The following is a 21,522-nucleotide window of genomic DNA, read 5'->3' on the forward strand; positions in this document are numbered from 1 at the left end:
GAACCTGTGAGGGTTCGCCCTTTTTGCGTTTGCCGTCAGCCCATTACAGCTTGGCTTGCAACAACGCCTCGAGCTTTTCCTGGTCACGGGCAAACTGACGGATGCCTTCAGCCAGTTTCTCGGTGGCCATCGCGTCTTCGTTGGACAACCAGCGGAATTGCGATTCGTTGAGGCTCAGACGAGCTTCGCCAGCGTGGCCCGGGGCCAGTTTTCGCTCCAGTTTGCCGGTGTCTGCCGCCAGTTTGTCGATCAGGTCCGGGCTGATGGTCAGGCGGTCGCAGCCGGCCAGTTGCTCGATCTGATTGAGGTTGCGGAAGCTCGCACCCATGACCACGGTCTTGTAGTCATTGGCCTTGTAGTAGTTGTAGATGCGCGTCACGGACTGCACGCCCGGATCGTCGGCGCCGGTGTAGTCGTTGCCGTTGGCCTTCTTGTACCAGTCGTAGATACGGCCCACGAACGGCGAGATCAGGAACACGCCGGCGTCGGCGCAAGCAGCGGCCTGAGCGAAGGAGAACAGCAGGGTCAGGTTGGTCTGGATGCCTTCCTTCTCGAGCACTTCGGCGGCGCGGATGCCTTCCCAGGTCGAAGCGATCTTGATCAGCACGCGGTCGCGACCGACGCCGGCCTTGTCGTACAGCTCGATCAGACGGTGCGCACGCTTGAGCATCGCGTCCTTGTCGAACGACAGGCGTGCATCCACCTCAGTGGAGATACGGCCCGGGATCACCTTGAGGATTTCCTGGCCGACCGCGACGCCGAAACGGTCGCTGGCCAGGCCGACATCGCCCTTGCAGTCGCTAACGGCGGCGTTCAGCAGCTCGGCGTAGGCCGGAATGGCTGCCGCCTTGAGCAGCAGGGAAGGGTTGGTGGTGGCGTCGACCGGCTTGACCCGGGCAATCGCTTCGAAGTCGCCGGTGTCGGCAACCACGGTGGTGAACTGTTTGAGTTGTTCCAGCTTGGAAGTCATGAGCGTGCTCTGTCCTATGGGTCTGAAGACATTACCCGAGCGCTGACAGCCACTCAAGGGCATGTGGGTGTATCGATAGCCCCGCGAGCAACAACCTGAAAACGGCTGTTTGAATGGGCGGGGCGCGGTATCGATCAATACGATGCCAAAAAGGACCACAGGTTCAAAGCAACTGACCCGTTGCGCAGCGACTATTCGGCGTTGAGCTGGGTCGAGGCCGCCGTTTGTGCCGGTTTCGACTGTCCGTCGGAGGTCAGCAGGCCGAAATTCTTCTCCCGGTCGTTACTGCCCGACTCGCTGTTCTTCCATTCGTAAATCGACGTCAGCGGAATGCTGAGTCTTTTAACATCGGCGATGAACGCGCCGATTTTACTCGCTTGCCCTTCCGGCCCGCCGTTGGAGGCGAGTGCCGAAATGCCCCATTCACTGATGACGCCCGGCAAATGGAAGTTTTGCTGGATGAAGGTTTGCGCGTTACTGATCTGCGTCGCGGTCATGCCGTAAGGGTGATAGGAAATCGCATCCAGGCACTGCGGATAAGTGCCGAGAATGCTGTTGAGTGCCACGGTCGAAGCAGAGCCTGCCGTCGGCGGGCGGGCGAAACCGAATCCCACCAGGGGCGTCGATTGCGGTTTGCCCTGCAGCGTCTTGCACATGGCCGTCATGAACGGCACGAAGGTGTTTTTGAAGTTTCCGGTGGGCCAGTAGGTGTCGAGATCCGGCTCATTCCAGATTTCGATCCCCACCAGTTGCCCGCTCCAGGCTTGCTCAAGCCCGGTCACCGCGTTGGCGAAGGCTTCACCGGCGGTTGCCAGGTCTCCGGTCAACGGTTTAGTGGCGCGCACGGTCATCAAGACCGGCAAGCCGGCGGATCGTGCCGCCGCGAACGCATCGCTGATCTGTTTCTGATAGGCCTTGGCGCCGAGGCTGTCGCTCCAGACGCCGAAGCGCACGAAACTGAATCCGGCCGCTTTGATCTGCTCGGCGTCGGTCGGGGTGAAGTTCTGGATCTTGACCTGAACGCCGATGGTTCTGACGGGCAGTGACGGGAACAGCGCGCTGGCGTGAACCTGCGCGGTAGCACTGAGCATCAACAGGGCGGCGGCACCAAGATGTTTGAAATGTGCTGATTTCATGTCTGCTCTCCTGATGAGAATGACATCTAGCCAATAGTTATCTCGTTGCCTGTATTTCGATGACGAATAGGGCGCGAAGTGCACGAATGTTATTTTTTGTCGGAAAACTTTCGCCTGAAAATCACAGTTATTTTTAGTCCGGTAATTCTGGTTGGGGGACTTTTAGAGGCCGTGGTACTTAATGCATCGGTATTAACGGGTGAATCTATTTCCGAGTGAAGGAAGGTCTTGCGGGTTCATTCGAATTTGCAGGGCATGTTGGCCGATTGACATTACACGGGAAAGTAAACCTTGTTCAAAAAGATTCTTGTCGTTTGCGTAGGCAATATCTGCCGAAGTCCGACAGCGGAACTTCTGTTGCGCAATGCACTGACACCCTCGGCAATCAGCGTGACCTCCGCAGGCCTGTCTGCGCGGGTCGGCGAAGGCATGGAGTCGACCGCGCGCCAGGTTCTGGAAGACCGTGGGCACAGTGCCGAAGGGTTCAAGGCCCGGCAACTGACCGCCGACATCGTCAATGAGTCGGATCTGATTCTGGTCATGGAAAAAGAGCATGTAAAACAAGTACTGAAGATTGCCTCTCACGCCAGGGGCAAAGTGTTTCTTCTTGGCAAATGGCAAAGCGAGCGAGAAATACAGGATCCGTATCGTCAAGGGCAGGCCGCGTTTATTCATGCCCATGCATTGATTGAAGCTGCTGTCAGCTCATGGGCGCAACGCTTGGCGCGTTGATGAATATTCTTCAGATCAGTGAATGGTAAGAAAGACTTATGCAGTTACCGTCAGTAATCGGCACCCGTGAAAACGATCAAGACAGTATTGATCTACTCGGCATATTCGGCAGCCTGATCGATCAGAAATGGCTGATCGGCGCATTGACCGGTGCGTTCATGATGACCGGCGTTGCCTATGCGATTTTGGCCACGCCGGTGTATCTGGCCAACGCGTTGGTGCAGGTCGAACCGAAAAAGAACGACATGCTCGGCTTCTCCGATCTCAACAGCATGCTCGGCGGCCAGTCGCCGTCGGTGACCGAGATCGGCATCATCAAATCCCGCGCAGTGATCGGCAAGACCGTCGATGATCTGCGGCTGGACATCGACGTCACCCCCAACACCTTTCCGCTGATTGGCGGCTTTCTCTCCCGCCGCTATCGCGGTGAAACCGAACTCAGCGTCGCGCCGCCACGTTTCGGGCTGAGCAGCTACGCGTGGGGCGGTGAGCGCCTGGAGTTTGCCCGGCTCGATCTTCCTAAAGAACTGCTGGGCAAGAAACTCAGCCTGATTGCCGGCGAGCAACAGCACTTCCAGTTGTTCGACGACAACGACAACCTGCTGATCGAAGGGGTGGCCGGCGAACCCTTCGCGCAGGATGGGGTAGAAGGGCAGATCACGCATTTGCAGGCCAACTCCGGCACCCGTTTCGAAGTGGTGCGCTACCCACGAATCGTGACCATTCAGGGTTATCAGGACGCGCTGGATATTTCCGAGCAAGGCAAGGAGTCGGGGATCATCCGTCTGGCCCTGGCCAGCAGCGATGCCGCCGAGGCGGTGAAGATCCTCAACAAGATCGCCTCGCTGTACGTGGACCAGAACGTACGCCGTACCTCGGCCGAAGCGGCGCAGAGCCTGGCCTTCCTGCAAAGTCAGTTGCCCCAGGTCAAACGCGATCTGACCAAGGCCAGTGATGCGCTCAATGTCTACCAGACCCACGGCAAAACCGTGAACATCTCCCTGGAAACCCAATCGGTGCTCGGTCAGTCCGTCGCGCTCGAAACGCGGATTTCCGAGCTGAAACTGCAACAGGCGGAGATGGATCGCAAGTTCACCAAGCAGCACCCCGCCTATCGCGCGTTGATGACTCAGATCGGTGAATTGACCCAGCAACAGCGGTCGCTGGAGGGCAAGGTCCAGGACCTGCCGGCCACGCAACAGGAATTGCTGAACCTGACCCGCGATGTCGAAGTCGCTTCGCAGATCTACACCCAGTTGCTGAACAAATCCCAGGAGCTGGACATCATTCGCGCCGGCGCCGTGGGTAACGTGCGTCTGGTGGATACGGCGGATGTCGATCTGACCAGCCCGGTCAAACCGAAAAAAGCCCTGATCGTGCTGATCGCCACCTTCCTCGGCGCCTTTGTCGGCGTGGCCCTGGTGCTGTTGCGCAAGTCGCTGAGCAAGGGCCTGGAAGGTCCGGAAGCCATCGAGCAGCTCGGCTTGCCGGTCTACGCGTCGATTCCCTACAGCGCCCTGCAACAGGAAGAGGACACCAAGAAAGTCCGCGCCAAAGTCACGACGGATACACCGGCCTATCTGCTGGCTCTGCGCAACCCGACGGACCTGTCCATCGAGTCGATCCGCAGCCTGCGCACCTGCCTGCATTTCGCGGCGCTGGATTCGACCAACAACCGCATCATGATTTCCGGCCCGAGCCCGCAGGTCGGCAAAACGTTCGTGTCTTCCAACCTCGCGGCGGTCATGGCCCAGAGCGGCCAGCGTGTGGTGCTGATCGATGCCGACATGCGCAAGGGGCATCTGCACAAGAGCCTGAACACGCCGATCACCAACGGCCTGTCGGATCTGCTGGTCAAGCGCTGCACCCTGGAGCAGGCGATCAACAAGGTCGAGGTCGACAACCTGCACTTCATCAGCCGTGGCCAGGTTCCGCCCAACCCTTCCGAATTGCTGATGCACGCGAACTTCCGCGAACTGCTGGCAGAACTCAGCGAGCGCTACGACGTGGTGATCATCGACACGCCGCCGCTGTTGGCGGTGACCGATGCGGCGATTGTCGGCCGCGAGGCGGGCATCAGCCTGATCGTCGCGCGCTTCGGGGTGAACCCGGCCAAAGAGATCGAACTGACCATTCGCCGCTTCGCCCAGAACGGCATCGAGTTGAAGGGCGCGGTGTTCAACGGCGTGGAGAAGCGTGCGGCCAGCTATTACGGCAACGGCAGCTATTACAACTACGAATACGCGTCCGACCAGTCCTGAATCTCAGCGACGGTCCTTACAGGCATGAAAGTGGGTGGGTTGTGAAAAAAATACTGCACGTGGCGGAAACGATCAAAGGCGGGGTGGCGACGGTCATCCGCACGATTTCGGCGGCTCCGGAAGACGGGCGCTATGAGCTGGTGTATCTGGTCCCGCTCGACCAGAAGAAAGAACTGCACGGCATCGATGAACAGCAGATCCGCACCTTCGCCCGAAGCGGGCGGAATGTGCCGTCGCTGCTGCGTTTTTCCTGGCAACTGGCGCGGGTCCTGCTCAAGGAAAAACCCGATGTGGTGCATCTGCACAGTACCTTTTCCGGGGTCATCGGCCGTTGCGTCTCCGTGCTCCTGCGACCGTGGCGCAAGCCGAAAATCGTCTACTGCCCCCATGCGTTTTCGTTCCTGATGGAAAGCTCGCCGATCAAGCAGAAAGCTTATGCGTGGATCGAGCGGGTGCTGCAGAAGGTCACGGACAAGATCATCTGCGTCAGCCAGTTCGAACTGGACAAGGCCGCGAAGTTTGGCATCGAGCGCCAGCGCATGACGCTGATCTACAACGGCATCGATCACAAGGATGACGAACGCAAGATCGACAATCCGGCACCGATTCATCTGCTGTTCGTCGGTCGCCTCGATTACCAGAAAGGCTTCGACGTGTTGCTCAAGGCGTACACCGAAGCAAAGCGCAGCGACCTGAAACTGACGGTGGTGGGCAGCGCGGTGAACGAGGATGTCGTCGAGTGTCCGCCGCTGGACGGGGTGGAATACCTGCCCTGGGTGACGCCGACCGAGGTACACGCGCTGTATCAGAAAGCCGATGCGCTGATCGTCCCCAGTCGCTGGGAAGGCTTTGCCATGGTGCCGCTGGAAGGCATGGCGCTGGGCCTGCCGGTAATCGCCAGCGACTGCACGTCGTTGCCCGAACTGGTCACCCATGGCGTGTCCGGCTACGTGTTCCCCGCCGGTGACCACCAGGCGCTGGCCGATCGCCTGAAGAAAATCCAGAAGCCTGCGTTGTCGGCCCTGGGCATCGAAGGTCGGCGCATCGTCCGCGAGCGTTTCAGCGCCGCGTTGATGATCCGCCAGACCTACGACCTGTATTCCGCTCCCTCTTGTTAAGTAGAACTCCGCTCATGAACGTAACGATTTTGCATGGCTACAGTGCGTCCAATTCCGGTGATGGTCTGCTGGTCGATCTGGCCATCGCGCTGGTGCAGCGCAACTTTGGCGAGGACACCAGGATCAATGTCGTGGCCTCCGATCCGGACTCTTTCAAATACCTGCCGCACCCGCGCTTCGATGCGCCGGTCATGGCCGCCAAGGGGCTGGGCCGGGTCAAGCAGGCGGTGTTTCTCAACCGCTCCTACGCCGGCCTGGCGGATCTGTTGAAGAAAACCGATCTGATCGTCGGCGTCGGTGGCGGCTACATGCGCTCCAAAAGCGCCTTCGAGCACATCAAGCTGAAACTGGGACATGCCAAGCAGCTGGAAACCGCGATTCTCAGCAAGATCCCCTCGGTGTATCTGCCGCAAAGCATCGGCCCGTTTCACGGCGACAGCGACAAGATCGTCGGCCACTACGCCAGCGCCGATGCGGTGTTCGTGCGCGACAACCGCTCCTCGGCGCTGTTCGATGCTTGCGAGAATGTCTACCGCGCACCGGACCTTGCGGTGCAGGCCCTGGCCGGCAAAATCCTGCAGCAACCCAAGTTCACCCGCTGCGCTTCGACACCGGCCACCGTGTGCGTGGTGCTGCGCAAGCCACCGGCGTGGAGCAAGGAAAAGAAGCTCGCCTACGTGGCCAATCTGAAGGTGCTGCTGCAGCGTTTGAAGAACAAAAGCAAAGTGGTCTGCGCGGTGCAGAGCGCTGTACGCGGCAACGATGACGGCGCGTTCTATCGCGAACTGGGTATCACCGAAGACCTGCTGCCGTTGAAAGCGACGCTGGCCAAATACCAACCGGACCTGGTGATTTCCGTGCGCCTGCACGGGGCGATCGAATCGCTGCTCTCGGGTGTGCCGGCGTACCACATCAGCTACGAACGCAAAGGCTTCGGCGCCTATCAGGACATGGGCGTCGAGGACTGGGTCATCAACGGGGGTGACATCAATGTCGACACCATCATCGACACGGTCTACGCACCGAACGCACTGTCGAATTTCGGCAAGCGCCTGACCGATACCTGCCGCGAGATCGAAGCGAAAACCGTGGCCATGGACGACATCATCAAGGGCGTCATTCGATGATATTCCGCTTGTTGCTGCGGGGCGGAGCACTGGGCGCGAAGTTTCTGCTGGTGCTCGCCATCACCCATTACCTCGGGTACGAGGCGCTGGGTTTTTATGGCGTGGTAGTCGCCGCATCGTTGATCGCGTCGAAGTTCTACAGCGTCGGTTTCAGTTCCGAAATCAACCGGCTGATCAGCGTCGGCGGCAGTTCGAAGCGAGTCGTCGACAAGGTTCTGCTGCTGTACCTGGCCGTGGGTCTGATGTTGTCGGTGGTGACGGTGCTGATCTACTCACTGTTCCAGCAGGTCGAAGCGACGGCGGCATTGATCGCCTGCGTGACGCTGGTACTGCTGACCGAGCACCTGTCGTTCGAGATCAACTCGTTCGTGTTTTCCGCGCAGAAAGCCACGGCGGGGGCGCTGCTGTTCTTCGTCAAGACCGGCCTCTGGGCACTGCTGGCCGTGGGCGGAATGATGCTCGGCCGGGTGTCCGCAATTGCCAGCGTGCTGTGGTTGTGGGTCATCGCCAACGTGCTGGTGATCGTCGCCGGTTACCTGATCGTGGTGAGCGTCCATCGTGGGCGCGAAGAGGGTACGCTGGCGACGGCGGCCGTTTGGAAAGCCGGGTTGCCGTTCTACCTGGGCACCGGCCTGATCGCGCTGAGTCAGTACGCCGAGCGCTTTCTGATCATCGACCTCGAACCCTACGCCAGTCTCGGTAAATACGTGTACGCGTGGTCGGCGGCCAACACCTTGCAGGCGTTGTCCTATGCGGTGGTGGCGGTGGTCGGTATCCCTGTGCTCGCCAAGCGTTACCAGGCCGATCAGCAACCGTTCACCGTCAAGCAGTTGTTCGTGAACAAATGGGTCGCGCGTTCGCTGGTGGTGTCGGCGGCGGTCGCGGTGGCGATTTATCTGTTCTTCAATATCGTGCTCGATTACGTCGGCGCAGCGGTGCCGCGTCCGGACAACGGGATTCTTGGCGTGCTGACCTTTTCCTTCGCCCTGCGTGCCATCGGCGACATCGTCTGGGGCGGGTTGATCGCGTCGAAAAACAGCCGGGTATCCCTCGCCAGCTCGGCCATTTGCCTGCTGATTTCGGTGCCGGTCAGCTATGTGTTGATCAAGCACTGGTCTATCTATGGCGCAGCCTGGGGCAACGTCTTCGCAATCATCGTGCAGCTCGCCGTGATCGCGCTGCTGACTCGTGCGACGCGAGCAAAAAAGGCTGTCGTGTCATGGGCCTGAAACTGCCGTGCATCGAGTTTCGCGGCAAGAAACTCGACTCGTCACTGTCGTTCCTGATCCTGTTCACCGGGCTGTTTCTGTCAGTGGCCATGCCGCTGCTGGTCCCCCGGGATCCGGGGCCGGATGCGATGACCCTGTGGTCGTCCTATGCCCGGGCCGACAATTGCAATTTCTGGAATCCGTTCTCGCCGGATCGCTCGTCCTACGAGTGTTCGGCGTTCCTGCTGCGGCCCACCGGGATCAACCTGACCAACGCCTGGGCCTACGGAATGTTCTGCAATTTTTTCCTCACGGCGATTCCGGTGGTGGTGTTCCGGCGCATGCCGCTGGCGATTTTCGGGACTCTTTGCCTGTGGGGTGTGGTGCGCTCGTTCTTCCTGGAGAACCTGACCAAGGAAATCATCGTGTCGGTGGCGGTGCTGAGCATTCTGTTCAGCTCGCTGTCGCGCAAGTATCGCGGCGGATTTTTCCTGTCGGCGGTGATCTACGGCGTGCTGATCCGGCCCTACTGGATTCTGTTTTCCCTGTCCTGGGTCGGCGTCTGCGTGATGAAGAAGTATGTGTCGCGCACGACCTTCTTTCTGATGCTGTTCCTGTTTTATCTGGCGGTAGCCATGGCGATTCAACTGGCGTTGGGCTTTCCGGTGTCGTCGATTCGCGCCAGCAACAACGAACTGCGCACCGCGGGCGAGGAGGGTTCCAAATCGCTGATCGTGTCATGGCTCAGTGGCAGCGACTTTGTTTCGCAGGCACTGGACTCGATGATCATCTTCTTCCGCTTGTCGTTCCCCGTGGAGCTGATCCTGCTGTCCGGGCCGGGTCAGGTGATCTTCGTGGCGTTGATGATCATGACCGCGTTGCTGCTGTTCAAAGTGATTACCTCGACCGATTACAAAGGCGCGCCGATCCAGACCAAACCCAAGGAGCTGATCGCGATTCCCTTGGCGTTTCTGCTGGTTCAGGGCTTGTTCGAACCGGACTTCGGCTCGTTCGCCCGGCACTTTTCCATGGTGGTGCCGGTGTTGTTCGTGGGCCTGGGGTTGATGCTGCGGGCGAACAAACCGGTGCGGGTCGAATCCAGAATTCTGAATTGAGGCGGGTGCTTTATGTCGAGCAAGAAAAAGTCCCTGGAGATCGAAACCCTGCGCGGCCTGGCGTGCCTGCTGCTGGTGCTCTATCACGTGATCGGTCCGCTGGGCGGCGGTTTGAAGATCGATATCGGCTCACCGTTCCGGGTGATCGCCGATTCGATGGTGTACGTGCGCATGCCGCTGTTCACCTTCATCTCGGGCTACATCTATTCCATCTACAAGATTCGCGGCAATGACTTTTCGGCGTTCTTCACCGGCAAGGTGCGGCGCTTGATCGCGCCGCTGTTTTGCGTGGGTGTGCCGTTCTCGGTGTTGCAGGCGGTAGGCCCCGGTGTGAACAAGGACGTCAGCGTGATCGATGCCTTGCTGGCGTTTTATGTACCGGTGAACCACTTCTGGTTCCTGCAGGCGGTGTTCATCATCTTCATGTTTGTGGGCCTGCTGGAATGGCGTGGTTGGCTGCGTTCGGCGACGCGTCTGTACCTGCTGTTCGCGTTCTCCGCCGCGGTGTTTCTGCTGCCGCCGTTCAAGTTCGATGCGTTCGGCATCAACGGTGCGACTTATCTGTTGCCGTTCTTTGTGGCCGGGATGATCGGCCAGGAAAATGTCAGCACGCTGAAGCAGCGATTCAAAGTGCTCGGCCCGTTGGTGTTCATGCTGATTTCCGTGACGCTGTTGTACATCGCGGCGCTGGATCGCGAGCTGATCATCGATCGTCGCAGCCTGATCGGCCTGACGGTGGGTTGTGTGTCCTGCTTTGCGCTGCTGTCGAGCGACATGCGTTCGAAGGCGCTGACCTGGCTCGGTGGTTACTCTTACGCGATTTTCCTGTTTCATGTGTTGTTCGCCGCGACATCGCGCTCGGTGCTCGGACGTCTGGGCATCAAGGACGAAAGCGTGCTGGTGTTCTGTGGCGTGGCGTGCGGCTTGCTCGGGCCGGTGCTGCTGTCGACGATCTTCAGTCGGTTCAACTTCACTTCGGTGCTGTTTTTGGGCGAGCGCGCAGCGGCGAAAAAACCGCTGGCGGATGTCTCCCCGGTGCAGGTCTCGGCTAAAGGAAGCGCTTGATGGTTGCAGTAGATGACGCAGCGCCGGTCGCGGTGTCGGTGGTCGAAGTCGGTGACGCCCGCCAGCGGTTTGCCCAGTGGCGCGAAGGCAAGGCCGGGAAGGTGTTGTCGGTCTCGGTGATCGGCGACAGCTACAGCGCCGGGCAGGATTTCTATCTGAACAAACTGGTGCAGCGGCTGGTCGGGGAGGTCGGTTTTGCCGGTCCCGGTTACGTCGGTTTCAACCACGGCGCGGCGTTGGGCGGCAGCCATTTCAAATACACCCGCAGCAGCGAAAAATACTTCGGCGGCGACTGGCGGGTGTCCGGCCTCGGACAGCCCAGTCCCGACAGCCGCACGGAGACGGGACGGCCCGGTGCATGGCTGCAGGTCGATGCGCATCCGAGCGAAGCGATAAACACTGCCGTCACCCAGGCAAAGTTACTTTATCTGGGGGATGGCGAATCCAGTGAACTTCGCTATCGCTGGTCGCCCTCGGCGAACTGGCAGCCGCTGAATCTCACCGGCGCGGGCGTTCAGGAAGTCCCGTTACCGGGCACGTCCGCTGCCACGGACTGGTCGTTCAGGCTGGAAGTGGTGAAAGGTGCGCCCACCCTGTTCGGCCTGTGGATGAGCAACGACCAGGCCGGTTTGCGGGTGTCGAAACTGGCCGCGTCGGGGGCAGCGTCCGGTGATTTCTATCATGCCGATGGTCAGTGGCAGGCGCAGTGGAAAGCGGTGGTGTCGAAGATTCCGGCGGATATCTACCTGATCATGCTCGGTGGCAACGACCAGGGTTTTGGTGTGAAGCCCGAGCAGTACCTGAAGAATGTCCAGGGGCTGGTCGCAATGATCCGCGAGATTCAGCCGGCAGCGAGCGTCAACCTGATCATGCGCCAGGACACCACGCGTTCCAGTGCTTATCCGATGTCGGCGTATGCGCAAGTGCTGGAGCCCTGGGCCCGCGAGCAGCATCTGGGTTACGCCAACCTGCAATGCGCGTTCGGTACGGACGTCAAACGTTATGCGGCGGCGATGATCGGCCCGGACAGAATTCATCCGGTGCCGGCCACGGGCGGGAAGGTGATTGCCGATTACTTCTATCGGATGATCGTCGGCGGCAACCACGGGGCAACGCCGCAGGAGGCTTGCGGCGCCGCCTCACGGTAGGTCTCAGTCCTTGTCGAAACCTTCGAGCTGACCCAAAAGCTCCGCTGTCTTTTGCGGCATCAATTGCGTCAGGCAACGGGTTTCCACATTGATGATGATCGCCGGTTCGTTGCAGCAGAGGCGCACGCGGAATCGCCAGTCGCTGAAAATCACTTTCAGGCCGTCGCGGTCATCGACCTCCAGCGCCTGTTCGCTGTAAATCCGTTTCAGATGGGCGAGCAGGGGATAGGGATCGCGCAGCGGTCGGCGAATGTCCCCGGACGATGGAAACATGCCGATCCGCTCCACCAGCAGGATGGTCCCGAGCCAGGATTCATTGGCGCTGGGCAACGGCTGGTGACGAGACAGCCAGCTCATCACCCCGAGGCTGTCCACCTCCCGTTCAATGTCTGTCGAATGTTGTGCAATGTTCATGGTTGCCTCGTCGGAGATGCGCGGGCGCCTGTCAGCGGCCTTTGAGGTAGACGTTTTCGTAGCAGAAGTTGGTCGCCTGCAGGTAACCCTCGGCGTCACCGCAGTCAAAGCGCAGGCCCTTGAATCTGTAGGCCAGCACGCAACCGTTCTGCGCCTGTTTCATCAGGGCGTCGGTGATCTGGATTTCCCCGCCCTTGCCGGGCTCGGTGTCGGCGATCAGGTCGAAGATGTCGGGCGTCAGGATGTAGCGGCCAATGATCGCCAGGTTGGACGGAGCGTCCTGCGGCGCGGGTTTTTCCACCATGTGGTTGACCCGGTAGATGCCCTCGGAAATCGCCTCGCCGGCAATCACACCGTACTTGTGGGTCTGGTCCCGCGGGACTTCCTGGATGGCCACGATCGAGCAGCGGAATTTCTTGTAGAGCTGGATCATCTGCGTGAGTACGCCGTCACCTTCCAGGTTCAGGCACAGGTCGTCGGCCAGGACCACGGCGAAGGGCTCGTCGCCGATCAACGGGCGGCCGCTGAGAATCGCGTGGCCCAGACCTTTCATTTCCACCTGACGGGTGTAGGAGAAGGTGCAGGTGTCGATAAGCTCGCGAGTGCCGGCCAGGAACTTCTCTTTTTCGGTGCCGCGAATCTGGTGTTCGAGTTCGTAGCTGATGTCGAAATGGTCTTCCAGTGCACGCTTGCCCCGGCCAGTGACGATTGCCATGTGCTGCAGGCCGGCGTCCCGTGCTTCTTCAACGGCGTATTCGATCAACGGCTTGTTGACGATCGGCAGCATCTCTTTTGGCATGGCTTTGGTGGCCGGCAAGAAACGCGTGCCGTAGCCGGCCGCGGGGAACAAACATTTACGAATCATAGAAGTTTCCTGGACATTCATGGCATACAGCCATCGGTTACATTGCAATAAAGAAAGTTGCAAGTTGATGAAGCTGTACTTTAATACCTGAGTCAGGTTGTCAGTGACAATGTTAGCTTAGTGTAAAAGAGGATAATGTTATTAGATGTCGACTTGATAAATAACAGTTATTTTTAGTCGGTATCTGTCGATAGTGGTGAAAGTGCGGGAGTGCTAATAAGTACCGGGCAATACAGTTTGGCCTTTAAAAATATTGTTGGCCAGCGATGGAACTGTTTTTGTCCTGGATTGTTGTCGCCTTGTTTGTGTGAAGCAAGACACACATTAAACAAATGAGGCTTGACACGTTGGCAGGCATTCTCCCACTACGGACCGCGCTATGAAGATTCTGGTAACCGGTGGCGCCGGATATATTGGCTCGCACACCACACTCGCATTGCTTGAAGCAGGTCATGAAGTTGTCGTTCTGGATAATCTTTGCAACAGCAGCGATGCGGCATTGCATGCGATAGAAGCCATTTGCGGTAAAAGTGCGCTGATGATTCGCGGCGATGTGTGTGACCGGGCGTTGCTGGACCGGATATTCCAGCAGCACTCGATCGACGCCGTGCTGCACTTTGCCGGGCTCAAGGCCGTGGGCGAAAGCGTACGCAAGCCGCTCGAGTATTACGAAACCAACGTCAGTGGCAGCATCACGCTGTGTCAGGCGATGGCGGCGGCGGGGGTTTTCCGTCTGGTGTTCAGCTCTTCGGCCACGGTCTATGGCGAGCCTGAGCAGATGCCGATCCGCGAGGATTTCCCCACCGGCATCCCCACCAACCCCTATGGCCAGTCCAAGCTGATCGTCGAAAACGTGCTGCGCGACCTGGCCCTGGCCGAGCCGCGCTGGAGCATCGCGCTGCTGCGCTACTTCAACCCGATCGGCGCCCACGACAGCGGCCACATGGGCGAAGATCCGAGTGGCATCCCCAATAACCTGGTGCCTTACATCAGTCGCGTAGCGGTCGGCAGCCTGCAAGAGTTATCGATCTTCGGCAACGACTACCCCACGGTCGACGGCACCGGCGTGCGTGATTACATCCATGTCGTGGATCTGGCAGACGGGCACCTGAAAGCGTTGCAGGCCATCGACGGGCGTACCGGCATTCACACCTGGAACCTCGGCACCGGCGCCGGTTACAGCGTGATGCAAGTGCTGCGGGCCTTCGAGCAGGCATGTGGAAAACCCGTGCCTTTTCGGGTGATGCCACGGCGTTCGGGGGATATTGCCGAGAGTTGGGCCGACGCTTCCAAAGCGGAAAAAGAACTGGGCTGGAAAGCCACCCGCAACTTGCAGGACATGGTCGCCGATAGCTGGCGATGGCAATCGAATCACCCCAGAGGCTATCTGGAATGATGGCCTTTTAGTCCGATGTTATTTTCGGTCAGGTTGTTAGATATCGTCGGGAAATTACACTGGCAATGCCTTTTGCAAGTCCGTAGATATAAACCTGCCGTTCGACTTTTATCAGTTGCGTATGACTGTGAAAGAACGACGGATCTTGTTCGCGCTTTTTGCGACTTGAACTCTACCACCTCTAACGGAACACCCGATGTACCGGTGCAATGTTAGAAAGGAGTTGATATGAAAAAAGTGATGGCGATTGCCTTGTTGACGATGTTGAGCAACTGGGCATCCGCAGCTGAAGCACCGCTTACTGCGGTGACCAATGTATCTGGCAGTGTCGCGGCTTCTACAGCGCCTGCTGCCAGTACTGCAATGGTTGCCAGTGCCGTAGCGGCGTCCAACAGTGGTGGAAGTGCCAACGGCGGTACAACGGGTACCACCGGTACCACGGGTACAACCGGCACGCACAACTAACTGAAGTAACTGTTGGTGCAGTACAGGGTCGCCCGACGAAAGTCGGGTGACTTTGTTTTGGATTCGCCCTTGAATAGCGTAGTGCCATTATGACTCGTAGTTTTTCTCTTTTAATGCTGGCAAGTCTCGCTCTGCAAGGTTGCATGTTTTCCCCCGGTCAACACCTGAACACCTTTGGCATCACCCGCCAGGGCGCCAGTGAAAGCAGCCGGGTCGAGTTGATTCCGATCACGCCCAAGCTGATTTCCATGAACCGGGCCACGCAGAAGCGCGAGTCGGTTCCAACGGAACTGCTGGCGACGCCGGCCGAGTACCGCATCGGCAACAACGACGTGCTGTACATCACCGTGTGGGATCACCCCGAGCTGACCGCGCCGTCGGGCGCGCAGCAGCAGATCGACGCCAACGGCCGTCTGGTGCGCTCCGACGGCACGCTGTATTACCCGTACATCAAGGAAGTCCAGGCCGCCGGCCGGACCATCCAGCAACTGCGCGACGACATCGAACAACGGCTGTCGGCGTTCATCGCCGAGCCGCAAGTGGATGTCGCCGTGCTGCGTTTCGCCAGCCAGAAAGTCGTGGTCACCGGTGCGGTCGCCAAGGCTGGCCCGCAGGCGATTTCCACCAACCCGCTGAGCGTGGTCGAAGCCCTCGGTTCGGCGGGCATCGACACCAACAATGCCGACCTGTCCGGGTTGTTGCTGACGCGCAACGGGCGGGTCTATCCGCTGAATCTGGATACCCTCAATCAACAGGATTCCGAGTTGCAGAACGTCTACCTCCAGGGTGGCGACAAGCTGTATCTGCCGTACAACGACAACAAGCGCATCTACGTGATGGGCGAGGTCAACCAGCCGCGCGCGCTGAGCTTCAAGACGGCGACGATGAATCTCTCCGACGTGCTTGGATCGGTCGGCGGCTTGAGCCAGACCACCGCCAACGGCAACGCCGTGTACGTCATTCGCGGGGTGGAAAACCTCGATGTGGAGCCGGCCAAAATCTATCAACTGGAAGCTGAATCGCCCACCGCCATGGTCCTTGCCACGCACTTCGAAGTGCGCCCCCAGGACGTCGTTTATGTAGGGCCTGCCAACGTGACTCGCTGGAACCGTCTGATCAGCCAGTTGGTGCCGTCGGCATCGATTGTCGGTACCGGTGCTTCCGCTGCGAAGAACTGGAGCGAATTCACCAACAACAGCAAATAAGGCCCGCCGACTTTGAAAATCCTGAATGTTGGCGTCTGCCTGATGGCGGCCTTGTTGCTGTGTGGCTGTAATCCGCTGATGGTTGCCTCGGTGACCAACCTCAAGTCGGCGATGGTCGGTCCGGATGACATCGACGTAACGCCGGCCCAGGTGGCCGAAGTCAATTATCCGCAACTCAAACTCACCACGCCGTCCGGTTCCGGTGTGCTGGCGCTGGTGCGCAAGCGCGATGACCTGCAGTTCTGGGTGGCGTCCGGCAAGCAGGTCCTGCTGCTGCGCGACGGTCTTGCGGTGCGCAGCATCGGCCTGGGCGTGGAGGGCGATCTGGACGGCACGCGGTTGTCCGATGCGTCGCCGTTCAAGCGCGGCCTGCAAAACGTTACCGATGGCCAGACCAGCCAGCGCTGGATCGATCTCTACAAGGGCCAGGAAGTCGGCTTGATCGTCAACAGCCGCTTCACCCGAAAATCCATGGAAACCCTGAATATCCTGAACAAGGACTACGCCGTGCTGCGTGTCGATGAGCGTATCGACGTCCCGGCCATTGGCCTGCGGGCGACCAATCGTTATTGGGTCGATCCGGTGGACGGTTTCATTGTGCAGAGCGAGCAGCAACTGACCTCGCAACTGCGGGTGAAGATCGTGCAGCTGACCCCTGATCGCAGGCATCTGCCATGAAGCGCTTGAGGGTTCTGTCGGCGTGTTTGATGTTGTTCGCCGGCGCAAGTCAGGCGGCGGTCACCGTCAGCGGCGATGTCGCCAACCCCGGGCCGGTGGAGTTGCCGCCCGGTGGCCGATTGACCGATGTCATCAGCGAGGCTGTGCCCAACGCCGAGGGTTACTGGCTGGCGGGTGCGCTGCTTCGACAGTCGTTGCTGGAAGAGCAGACCCGGCTCAAGGTCGGCGTGCTGTTCGACCTGGACGTGTTGCAGCGCATGGCCGATCTGTTCGATCGACCGAGTCGAAAAGCGTTGGCGGTGCGCATGGCCGAGGACGTGCGGCAGATGCCGGTCACCGGGCGCCAGATCGCGGATCTGGACCCGGTGGCGCTGGAAGTCGGTTTCGCCCGCAACATTCGCCTGGATGACGGCGATCGCCTGATCTACCCGCGACGGGTCGATGAAGTCGAAGTGCTCGGCGCGGTCGCCGGAACCTGCCGACTGCCTTATCAGCCGTTGCTCGAGGCCCGTGAATACCTCAGCCGCTGCGTGCTGCTGGAGGACGATGCCGACGCCGATTACCTGTGGCTGATCCAGCCCAACGGTGTTACGCGGCGCGTCGGCATTGCTCACTGGAATCGTGAGAGCGGGCAGTTCCCCGTCGCCGGCAGCAAGATTCTGGTGCCGTTGAAAAACGATGATCTGGATCCGCCTGTCCCTGAACTGAATCAGCAGTTGGCCGAATTTATTGCCACGCAGTTGGCTGAGGTGGTTCGTTGAATTTGCGTTTTGCAGCTGTGTTGTTATTGCCGTGCGGCCTGGTCCATGCCGAGCCGCGTATTACCCAGGGTGATTTCGGTGGCACCGGTCTGTTGCAGACGCCCACCGCACGCATGTCTCCGGCCGGTGAGTTGAGCGTCAACGCCAACCGCACCGAGCCTTACAGCCGCTACAGCGTTTCGTTGCAACCGCTGGACTGGCTCGAAGGTTCGTTTCGCTACACCGCCATCACCAACCGCCCGTACGGCCCGGAGTCGATGAGCGGCAACCAGAGCTACAAGGACAAGGCGGTCGACGTCAAAGTCCGGCTCTGGGAGGAATCACACTGGGCGCCCGACATCGCTCTGGGCTTCCGAGACGTCGGCGGTACGGGTTTGTTCGCCAGTGAATTCCTGGTGGCCAACAAGCGCTTCGACAACCTGGATTTCAGTGCCGGCATTGCCTGGGGCTACATCGGCAATCGCGGCGATATCGACAACCCGCTTGGCTATCTCGATGATCGCTTCAAGACCCGACCGGCGATGGAAGGCACCGGTGACGTCAATGCCGGTTCGTACTTTCGCGGCCAGCCCTCGTTCTTCGGCGGCGTGAGTTACCAGACGCCCTGGGACCGGCTGAGCCTGAAACTCGAATACGAAGGCAACGATTACAAGCACGAACCCAAGGACAACGTGATCAAGCAGGACTCGCCGATCAACCTTGGCGCGGTGTTCAAGGTGACGGACTCCCTCGACGTGAGCGCCGCGTGGGAGCGGGGCAACACGGCGATGTTCGGCGTTACCTTCCACACCAACTTTGTCAGCCGCAAGGCGCCGGCCAAGAATTTCGATCCGCTTCCGGAGCCGCTGCCGGCGAAGGCGCCGACCACCTCGATGGATCAGGTCGATTGGGCCAACGTGTCGCAGCGCCTGCAACAGAATGCGGGCTACCGGGTCGAGCGCATCGCCCAGCGTGATTCCGAGCTGATCGTGTACGGCGAGCAGCAGCGCTACTTTCATTCGGCCAAAGCGGTGGGCCGTGCGAGCCGGGTGCTGGACAACAGCGTCAACGCCGACATCGACTGGTTCACCCTGGTGAACAAGCGCTACGACCTGCCGCTGGAAGAAACCAGCGTGCCGCGCCAGACCTTCCGCGAAGTGATCAACAATGAGGAACCGCTGCAAGCGTTGCACCGCACCACCGAGGTCAACCCGGCGATGCCGCACAATGAGAAGACGCTCTACACCCAGCCGCTGCAGCACTTCAGTTATGGCGCCGGTCTGGGCTTCAAGCAGAACGTCGGCGGTCCGGATGGTTTGCTCTATCAGTTCAGTGCAGACCTGGACGCCGAGTTCCGCTTCAACCGCAACACCTGGTGGAGCGGCATGCTCAGCCAGAACCTGACGAACAACTTCGACAAGTTTAAATACGACGCCCCCAGCGGCTTGCCGCGTGTGCGTACGGACCTGCGTCAGTACCTGACCACGTCCGACACCACCATGCCGTTGTTTCAGGTCAGCCACGCCGAGCAACTGGACAAGGATCTGTATGGCATGGTCTACGGCGGTTATCTGGAGTCGATGTTCGCCGGTGTCGGCGGCGAGGTGCTGTTCCGTCCGACCGGCGAGCGCTGGGCGATCGGCGCGGACCTGAACTACGTGCGTCAGCGCGAATTCGACCAGGGTTTCGGTCTGCGGGACTACTCGGTGCTGACCGGCCACATCACCGGTTACACCGACCTGCCTTATGAAACGCTGGCGGCGGTCAGCGTCGGGCGCTATCTGGCGGGCGACTTCGGTGGCACGCTGGATATCTCCCGGGAGTTTTCCAACGGCGTGCGTTTCGGTGCCTGGGCGACCATCACCACGGCGGGCAGTACCGAATACGGCGAGGGTAGCTTCGACAAGGGCATCTATCTGTCGATTCCGTTCGACGAAATGATGAGCATGTCGACCATGCGCCGGGCCAACCTGGTCTGGGCGCCGCTGACCCGTGACGGTGGTGCGCGGCTCAGCCGCAGCTTCCAGCTGCACTCCATGACCGATAGCCGTGAAGACGACATGTTCTATCGCAACTTCGGGAAGATTACCGAGTAAGTCCGCGAGCCTGCGGCAACAAGCAGGTTCCGGGCGGTGATCAGGCGAAGGCGTCGGCCCTGTCGACATCCATATTGACCGATTCACCGAAATCCACAGCCAGTCCAACCCCCAAATCCGGCCCACAAAAAAGGGGACTTTCGTCCCCTTGCGGTCTTGCCTTGTGAAGCTCTGCGTCTCAGTAAATATCCTTCGACAGCAGGGTAAACGGCGTCTTCACCAGAATCTTCACATCCAGCCACAGCGACCAGTTGTTGATGTACTTGAGGTCGATCTCGACACGCTTTTCCATCTTGTCGAGGGTGTCGGTCTCGCCACGGCAACCGCTGATCTGTGCCAGGCCAGTAATGCCCGGTTTGATTCGGTGGCGGGCCATGTAGGCGAGGATTTTCCCCGAGTAGTAGTTGTTGTGCGCCACGGCATGCGGGCGCGGGCCGACGAGCGCCATGTGACCTTGCAACACGTTGAACAGTTGCGGCAGTTCATCCAGCGACGTGCGGCGGATAAAGCGCCCGACGGCGGTGATGCGCGAGTCGTTACGGCTGGCCTGCTTGACGTCGCGATCATCGTGGACGCGCATCGAGCGGAACTTCCAGACCTGAATCACCTTGCCGTTCCAGCCATGGCGATCCTGCTTGAAGAACACCGGGCCTGGCGAGCTGAGCTTCACCGCCAAAGAGATCAGCAGCAGCACCGGGCTCAACAGGATGATGGCCAGCAGCGCGACACTTTTCTCCATCAGGCTCTTGCTCAGGGCGGCGGTCGGGCGGCTGGTCAGCGGACTTTCATTGAGGTAGATCGCCGGCAGGCCGTCCACGACTTTTACCGAGTGATTGAGCAGCGTCAGGCTGTTCAGGTCCGGCACCCAGACCACGTCGACGTTGGCATCCAGCAGATCGACATACATCGCCTCGATCTTCGCCGCTTCGGACAGCGACAGCGTGATGTAGAGACGACGGATGTCGTGGCGTTTGATCAGCTCCAGAAGGTTTTCCTGATCGCCGACCACGCGTGGAGCGTCTGCGTCCAGAGCGGGCAGGGTGCCGTTGCTGACCAGACCTACCAACGGCAGGTTTTCGTGTTCGCTGAGCTTCTTCGCCAGGCCCAGGGCCAGTTCGCCGGTGCCGACGATCAGGGTCTTGTGCTCGCTTTTGCGTGAGCGCTGGTAGTACTTCGAAAACGCGTGCAGCGGAGCATACAGCAGCGCCTGACCGAGGAAACCGTACACCGCCCAGTCAAGGATCACCTGACGGGAAAACAGCTCGTCGGCCTTGCAGATAAACGCGATGAACGTCAGTCCGGCCATGGTCATCGACCAGCCCATCAGCAGCCGTCCCAGTCCGGTCAGGTAGTTGTCGCGTTTTCGGTAGGCGCCGCTGAAGGTGTAGGCCGGAACCGAAGCCAACACGGCCAGCATGGTGCACATCCGGTAATAGAACTCGACCGTCCCCGTGTGCTGCTCAGCCAATATAAACAACAGTGAAACAATAAAGCACTGTGCCAGTGCCCATTGGCCCCAGAAGGTAAGTCCCTTGAGGCCGGTGTTTCGGTTGATACGTAGAGTGAGATCCATATGCGATATCCCCAAAAGACTTCCATTCAGGTTTCGACAGTTGAAATCCGAGTTGTCAAACAGACTTGTTTTTGTTGTAGGTGCCGGTGTCTTGAGGGAACAACATCGGTATGCCGAACTGTCGTCAGTGAATAGACTAAGTTATTGGGAAAGATGCTGTCTGACGAGTTCTAACAAGATGGCAAAGTGCCAATCAATTGTATTGGGAAA

Annotated in this window: 19 protein-coding genes; 14 read left to right on the forward strand and 5 right to left on the reverse strand. The window is 59.5% G+C overall.

Features of this window, described 5'->3' with window-relative positions:
* Positions 1-43: 43 nt before the first annotated feature.
* Both tal and J5M72_RS20625 read right to left on the reverse strand, forming a co-directional pair.
* Positions 44-970 carry a transaldolase gene (tal, locus tag J5M72_RS20620; protein WP_169431199.1) on the reverse strand — a complete coding sequence of 309 codons (927 nt, stop codon included), beginning with the start codon at positions 968-970 and terminating at the stop codon, positions 44-46.
* Between the two features lie 191 nt (positions 971-1,161).
* On the reverse strand, positions 1,162-2,106 hold the full coding sequence (locus J5M72_RS20625; protein ID WP_207866918.1) for a glycosyl hydrolase family 5: 945 nt from the start codon (positions 2,104-2,106) through the stop codon (positions 1,162-1,164).
* A 291-nt stretch (positions 2,107-2,397) separates the two neighbouring features.
* Between J5M72_RS20625 and J5M72_RS20630 the strand changes: the two genes are divergently transcribed.
* From J5M72_RS20630 to J5M72_RS20665, 8 genes are read left to right on the forward strand one after another with little or no spacing between them, the layout of a single operon-like run.
* The gene (locus tag J5M72_RS20630; RefSeq protein WP_169431197.1) at positions 2,398-2,838 is read left to right on the forward strand and encodes a low molecular weight protein-tyrosine-phosphatase; all 441 of its coding nucleotides are present in this window, start codon (positions 2,398-2,400) and stop codon (positions 2,836-2,838) included.
* 38 nt (positions 2,839-2,876) lie between these two features.
* Positions 2,877-5,099, forward strand: a complete 2,223-nt coding sequence (locus tag J5M72_RS20635; RefSeq protein ID WP_207866919.1) for a polysaccharide biosynthesis tyrosine autokinase — start codon at positions 2,877-2,879, stop codon at positions 5,097-5,099.
* Positions 5,100-5,140: 41 nt separating this feature from the next.
* Positions 5,141-6,217 carry a glycosyltransferase gene (locus J5M72_RS20640; protein ID WP_207866920.1) on the forward strand — a complete coding sequence of 359 codons (1,077 nt, stop codon included), beginning with the start codon at positions 5,141-5,143 and terminating at the stop codon, positions 6,215-6,217.
* A gap of 14 nt (positions 6,218-6,231) precedes the next feature.
* Entirely contained in the window at positions 6,232-7,344 is a 1,113-nt protein-coding gene (locus tag J5M72_RS20645; RefSeq protein ID WP_169431194.1) for a polysaccharide pyruvyl transferase family protein, read from the forward strand.
* The gene (locus tag J5M72_RS20650) at positions 7,341-8,573 is read left to right on the forward strand and encodes a phosphoribosylaminoimidazole carboxylase (RefSeq protein WP_207866921.1); all 1,233 of its coding nucleotides are present in this window, start codon (positions 7,341-7,343) and stop codon (positions 8,571-8,573) included. Before J5M72_RS20645 ends, J5M72_RS20650 begins: the two co-directional genes overlap by 4 nt.
* Positions 8,564-9,667 (forward strand): hypothetical protein, encoded by a 1,104-nt coding sequence (locus J5M72_RS20655; protein ID WP_169431192.1) that lies wholly within the window; start codon positions 8,564-8,566, stop codon positions 9,665-9,667. Before J5M72_RS20650 ends, J5M72_RS20655 begins: the two co-directional genes overlap by 10 nt.
* 12 nt (positions 9,668-9,679) lie before the next feature.
* Positions 9,680-10,732, forward strand: coding sequence for an acyltransferase (locus J5M72_RS20660; RefSeq protein ID WP_207866922.1), 1,053 nt, complete (start codon positions 9,680-9,682; stop codon positions 10,730-10,732).
* A complete protein-coding gene (locus tag J5M72_RS20665) occupies positions 10,732-11,880 on the forward strand; it encodes an SGNH/GDSL hydrolase family protein (RefSeq protein ID WP_207866923.1) in 1,149 nt (382 codons plus the stop codon). Before J5M72_RS20660 ends, J5M72_RS20665 begins: the two co-directional genes overlap by 1 nt.
* Positions 11,881-11,883: 3 nt before the next feature.
* On the opposite strand, the gene J5M72_RS20670 is transcribed toward J5M72_RS20665, so the two are convergent.
* A complete protein-coding gene (locus J5M72_RS20670; protein ID WP_207866924.1) occupies positions 11,884-12,294 on the reverse strand; it encodes a mannose-1-phosphate guanylyltransferase in 411 nt (136 codons plus the stop codon).
* Between the two features lie 31 nt (positions 12,295-12,325).
* Positions 12,326-13,159 carry a UTP--glucose-1-phosphate uridylyltransferase GalU gene (gene galU, locus J5M72_RS20675; protein WP_207866925.1) on the reverse strand — a complete coding sequence of 278 codons (834 nt, stop codon included), beginning with the start codon at positions 13,157-13,159 and terminating at the stop codon, positions 12,326-12,328.
* 379 nt (positions 13,160-13,538) lie between these two features.
* On the opposite strand from galU, the gene galE reads away from it, so the two are divergent.
* The 6 genes from galE (at position 13,539) to J5M72_RS20705 (ending at position 19,739) form a co-directional block, all read left to right on the forward strand.
* Positions 13,539-14,555, forward strand: a complete 1,017-nt coding sequence (gene galE / locus J5M72_RS20680) for a UDP-glucose 4-epimerase GalE (protein ID WP_207866926.1) — start codon at positions 13,539-13,541, stop codon at positions 14,553-14,555.
* A gap of 228 nt (positions 14,556-14,783) precedes the next feature.
* On the forward strand, positions 14,784-15,020 hold the full coding sequence (locus J5M72_RS20685) for a hypothetical protein (RefSeq protein WP_003226528.1): 237 nt from the start codon (positions 14,784-14,786) through the stop codon (positions 15,018-15,020).
* Positions 15,021-15,163: 143 nt separating this feature from the next.
* Positions 15,164-16,225: a polysaccharide biosynthesis/export family protein gene (locus J5M72_RS20690; protein WP_207866927.1), complete on the forward strand. Its 1,062-nt coding sequence runs from the start codon at positions 15,164-15,166 to the stop codon at positions 16,223-16,225.
* A 12-nt stretch (positions 16,226-16,237) separates the two neighbouring features.
* Positions 16,238-16,903 carry a YjbF family lipoprotein gene (locus J5M72_RS20695; protein WP_207866928.1) on the forward strand — a complete coding sequence of 222 codons (666 nt, stop codon included), beginning with the start codon at positions 16,238-16,240 and terminating at the stop codon, positions 16,901-16,903.
* Entirely contained in the window at positions 16,900-17,664 is a 765-nt protein-coding gene (locus J5M72_RS20700) for a capsule biosynthesis GfcC family protein (RefSeq protein WP_207866929.1), read from the forward strand. Before J5M72_RS20695 ends, J5M72_RS20700 begins: the two co-directional genes overlap by 4 nt.
* Positions 17,661-19,739, forward strand: a complete 2,079-nt coding sequence (locus tag J5M72_RS20705) for a YjbH domain-containing protein (protein ID WP_169431183.1) — start codon at positions 17,661-17,663, stop codon at positions 19,737-19,739. The genes J5M72_RS20700 and J5M72_RS20705 overlap by 4 nt, the downstream gene beginning before the upstream one ends.
* A 178-nt stretch (positions 19,740-19,917) precedes the next feature.
* Here the strand turns inward: J5M72_RS20705 and J5M72_RS20710 are convergent, their stop codons facing one another.
* The gene (locus J5M72_RS20710; RefSeq protein WP_169431182.1) at positions 19,918-21,312 is read right to left on the reverse strand and encodes an undecaprenyl-phosphate glucose phosphotransferase; all 1,395 of its coding nucleotides are present in this window, start codon (positions 21,310-21,312) and stop codon (positions 19,918-19,920) included.
* Positions 21,313-21,522 lie beyond the last annotated feature (210 nt).

Origin of the sequence: Pseudomonas sp. 58(2021) (assembly GCF_017491585.1) — a bacterium.
Classification (GTDB): domain Bacteria; phylum Pseudomonadota; class Gammaproteobacteria; order Pseudomonadales; family Pseudomonadaceae; genus Aquipseudomonas; species Aquipseudomonas fluorescens_BT.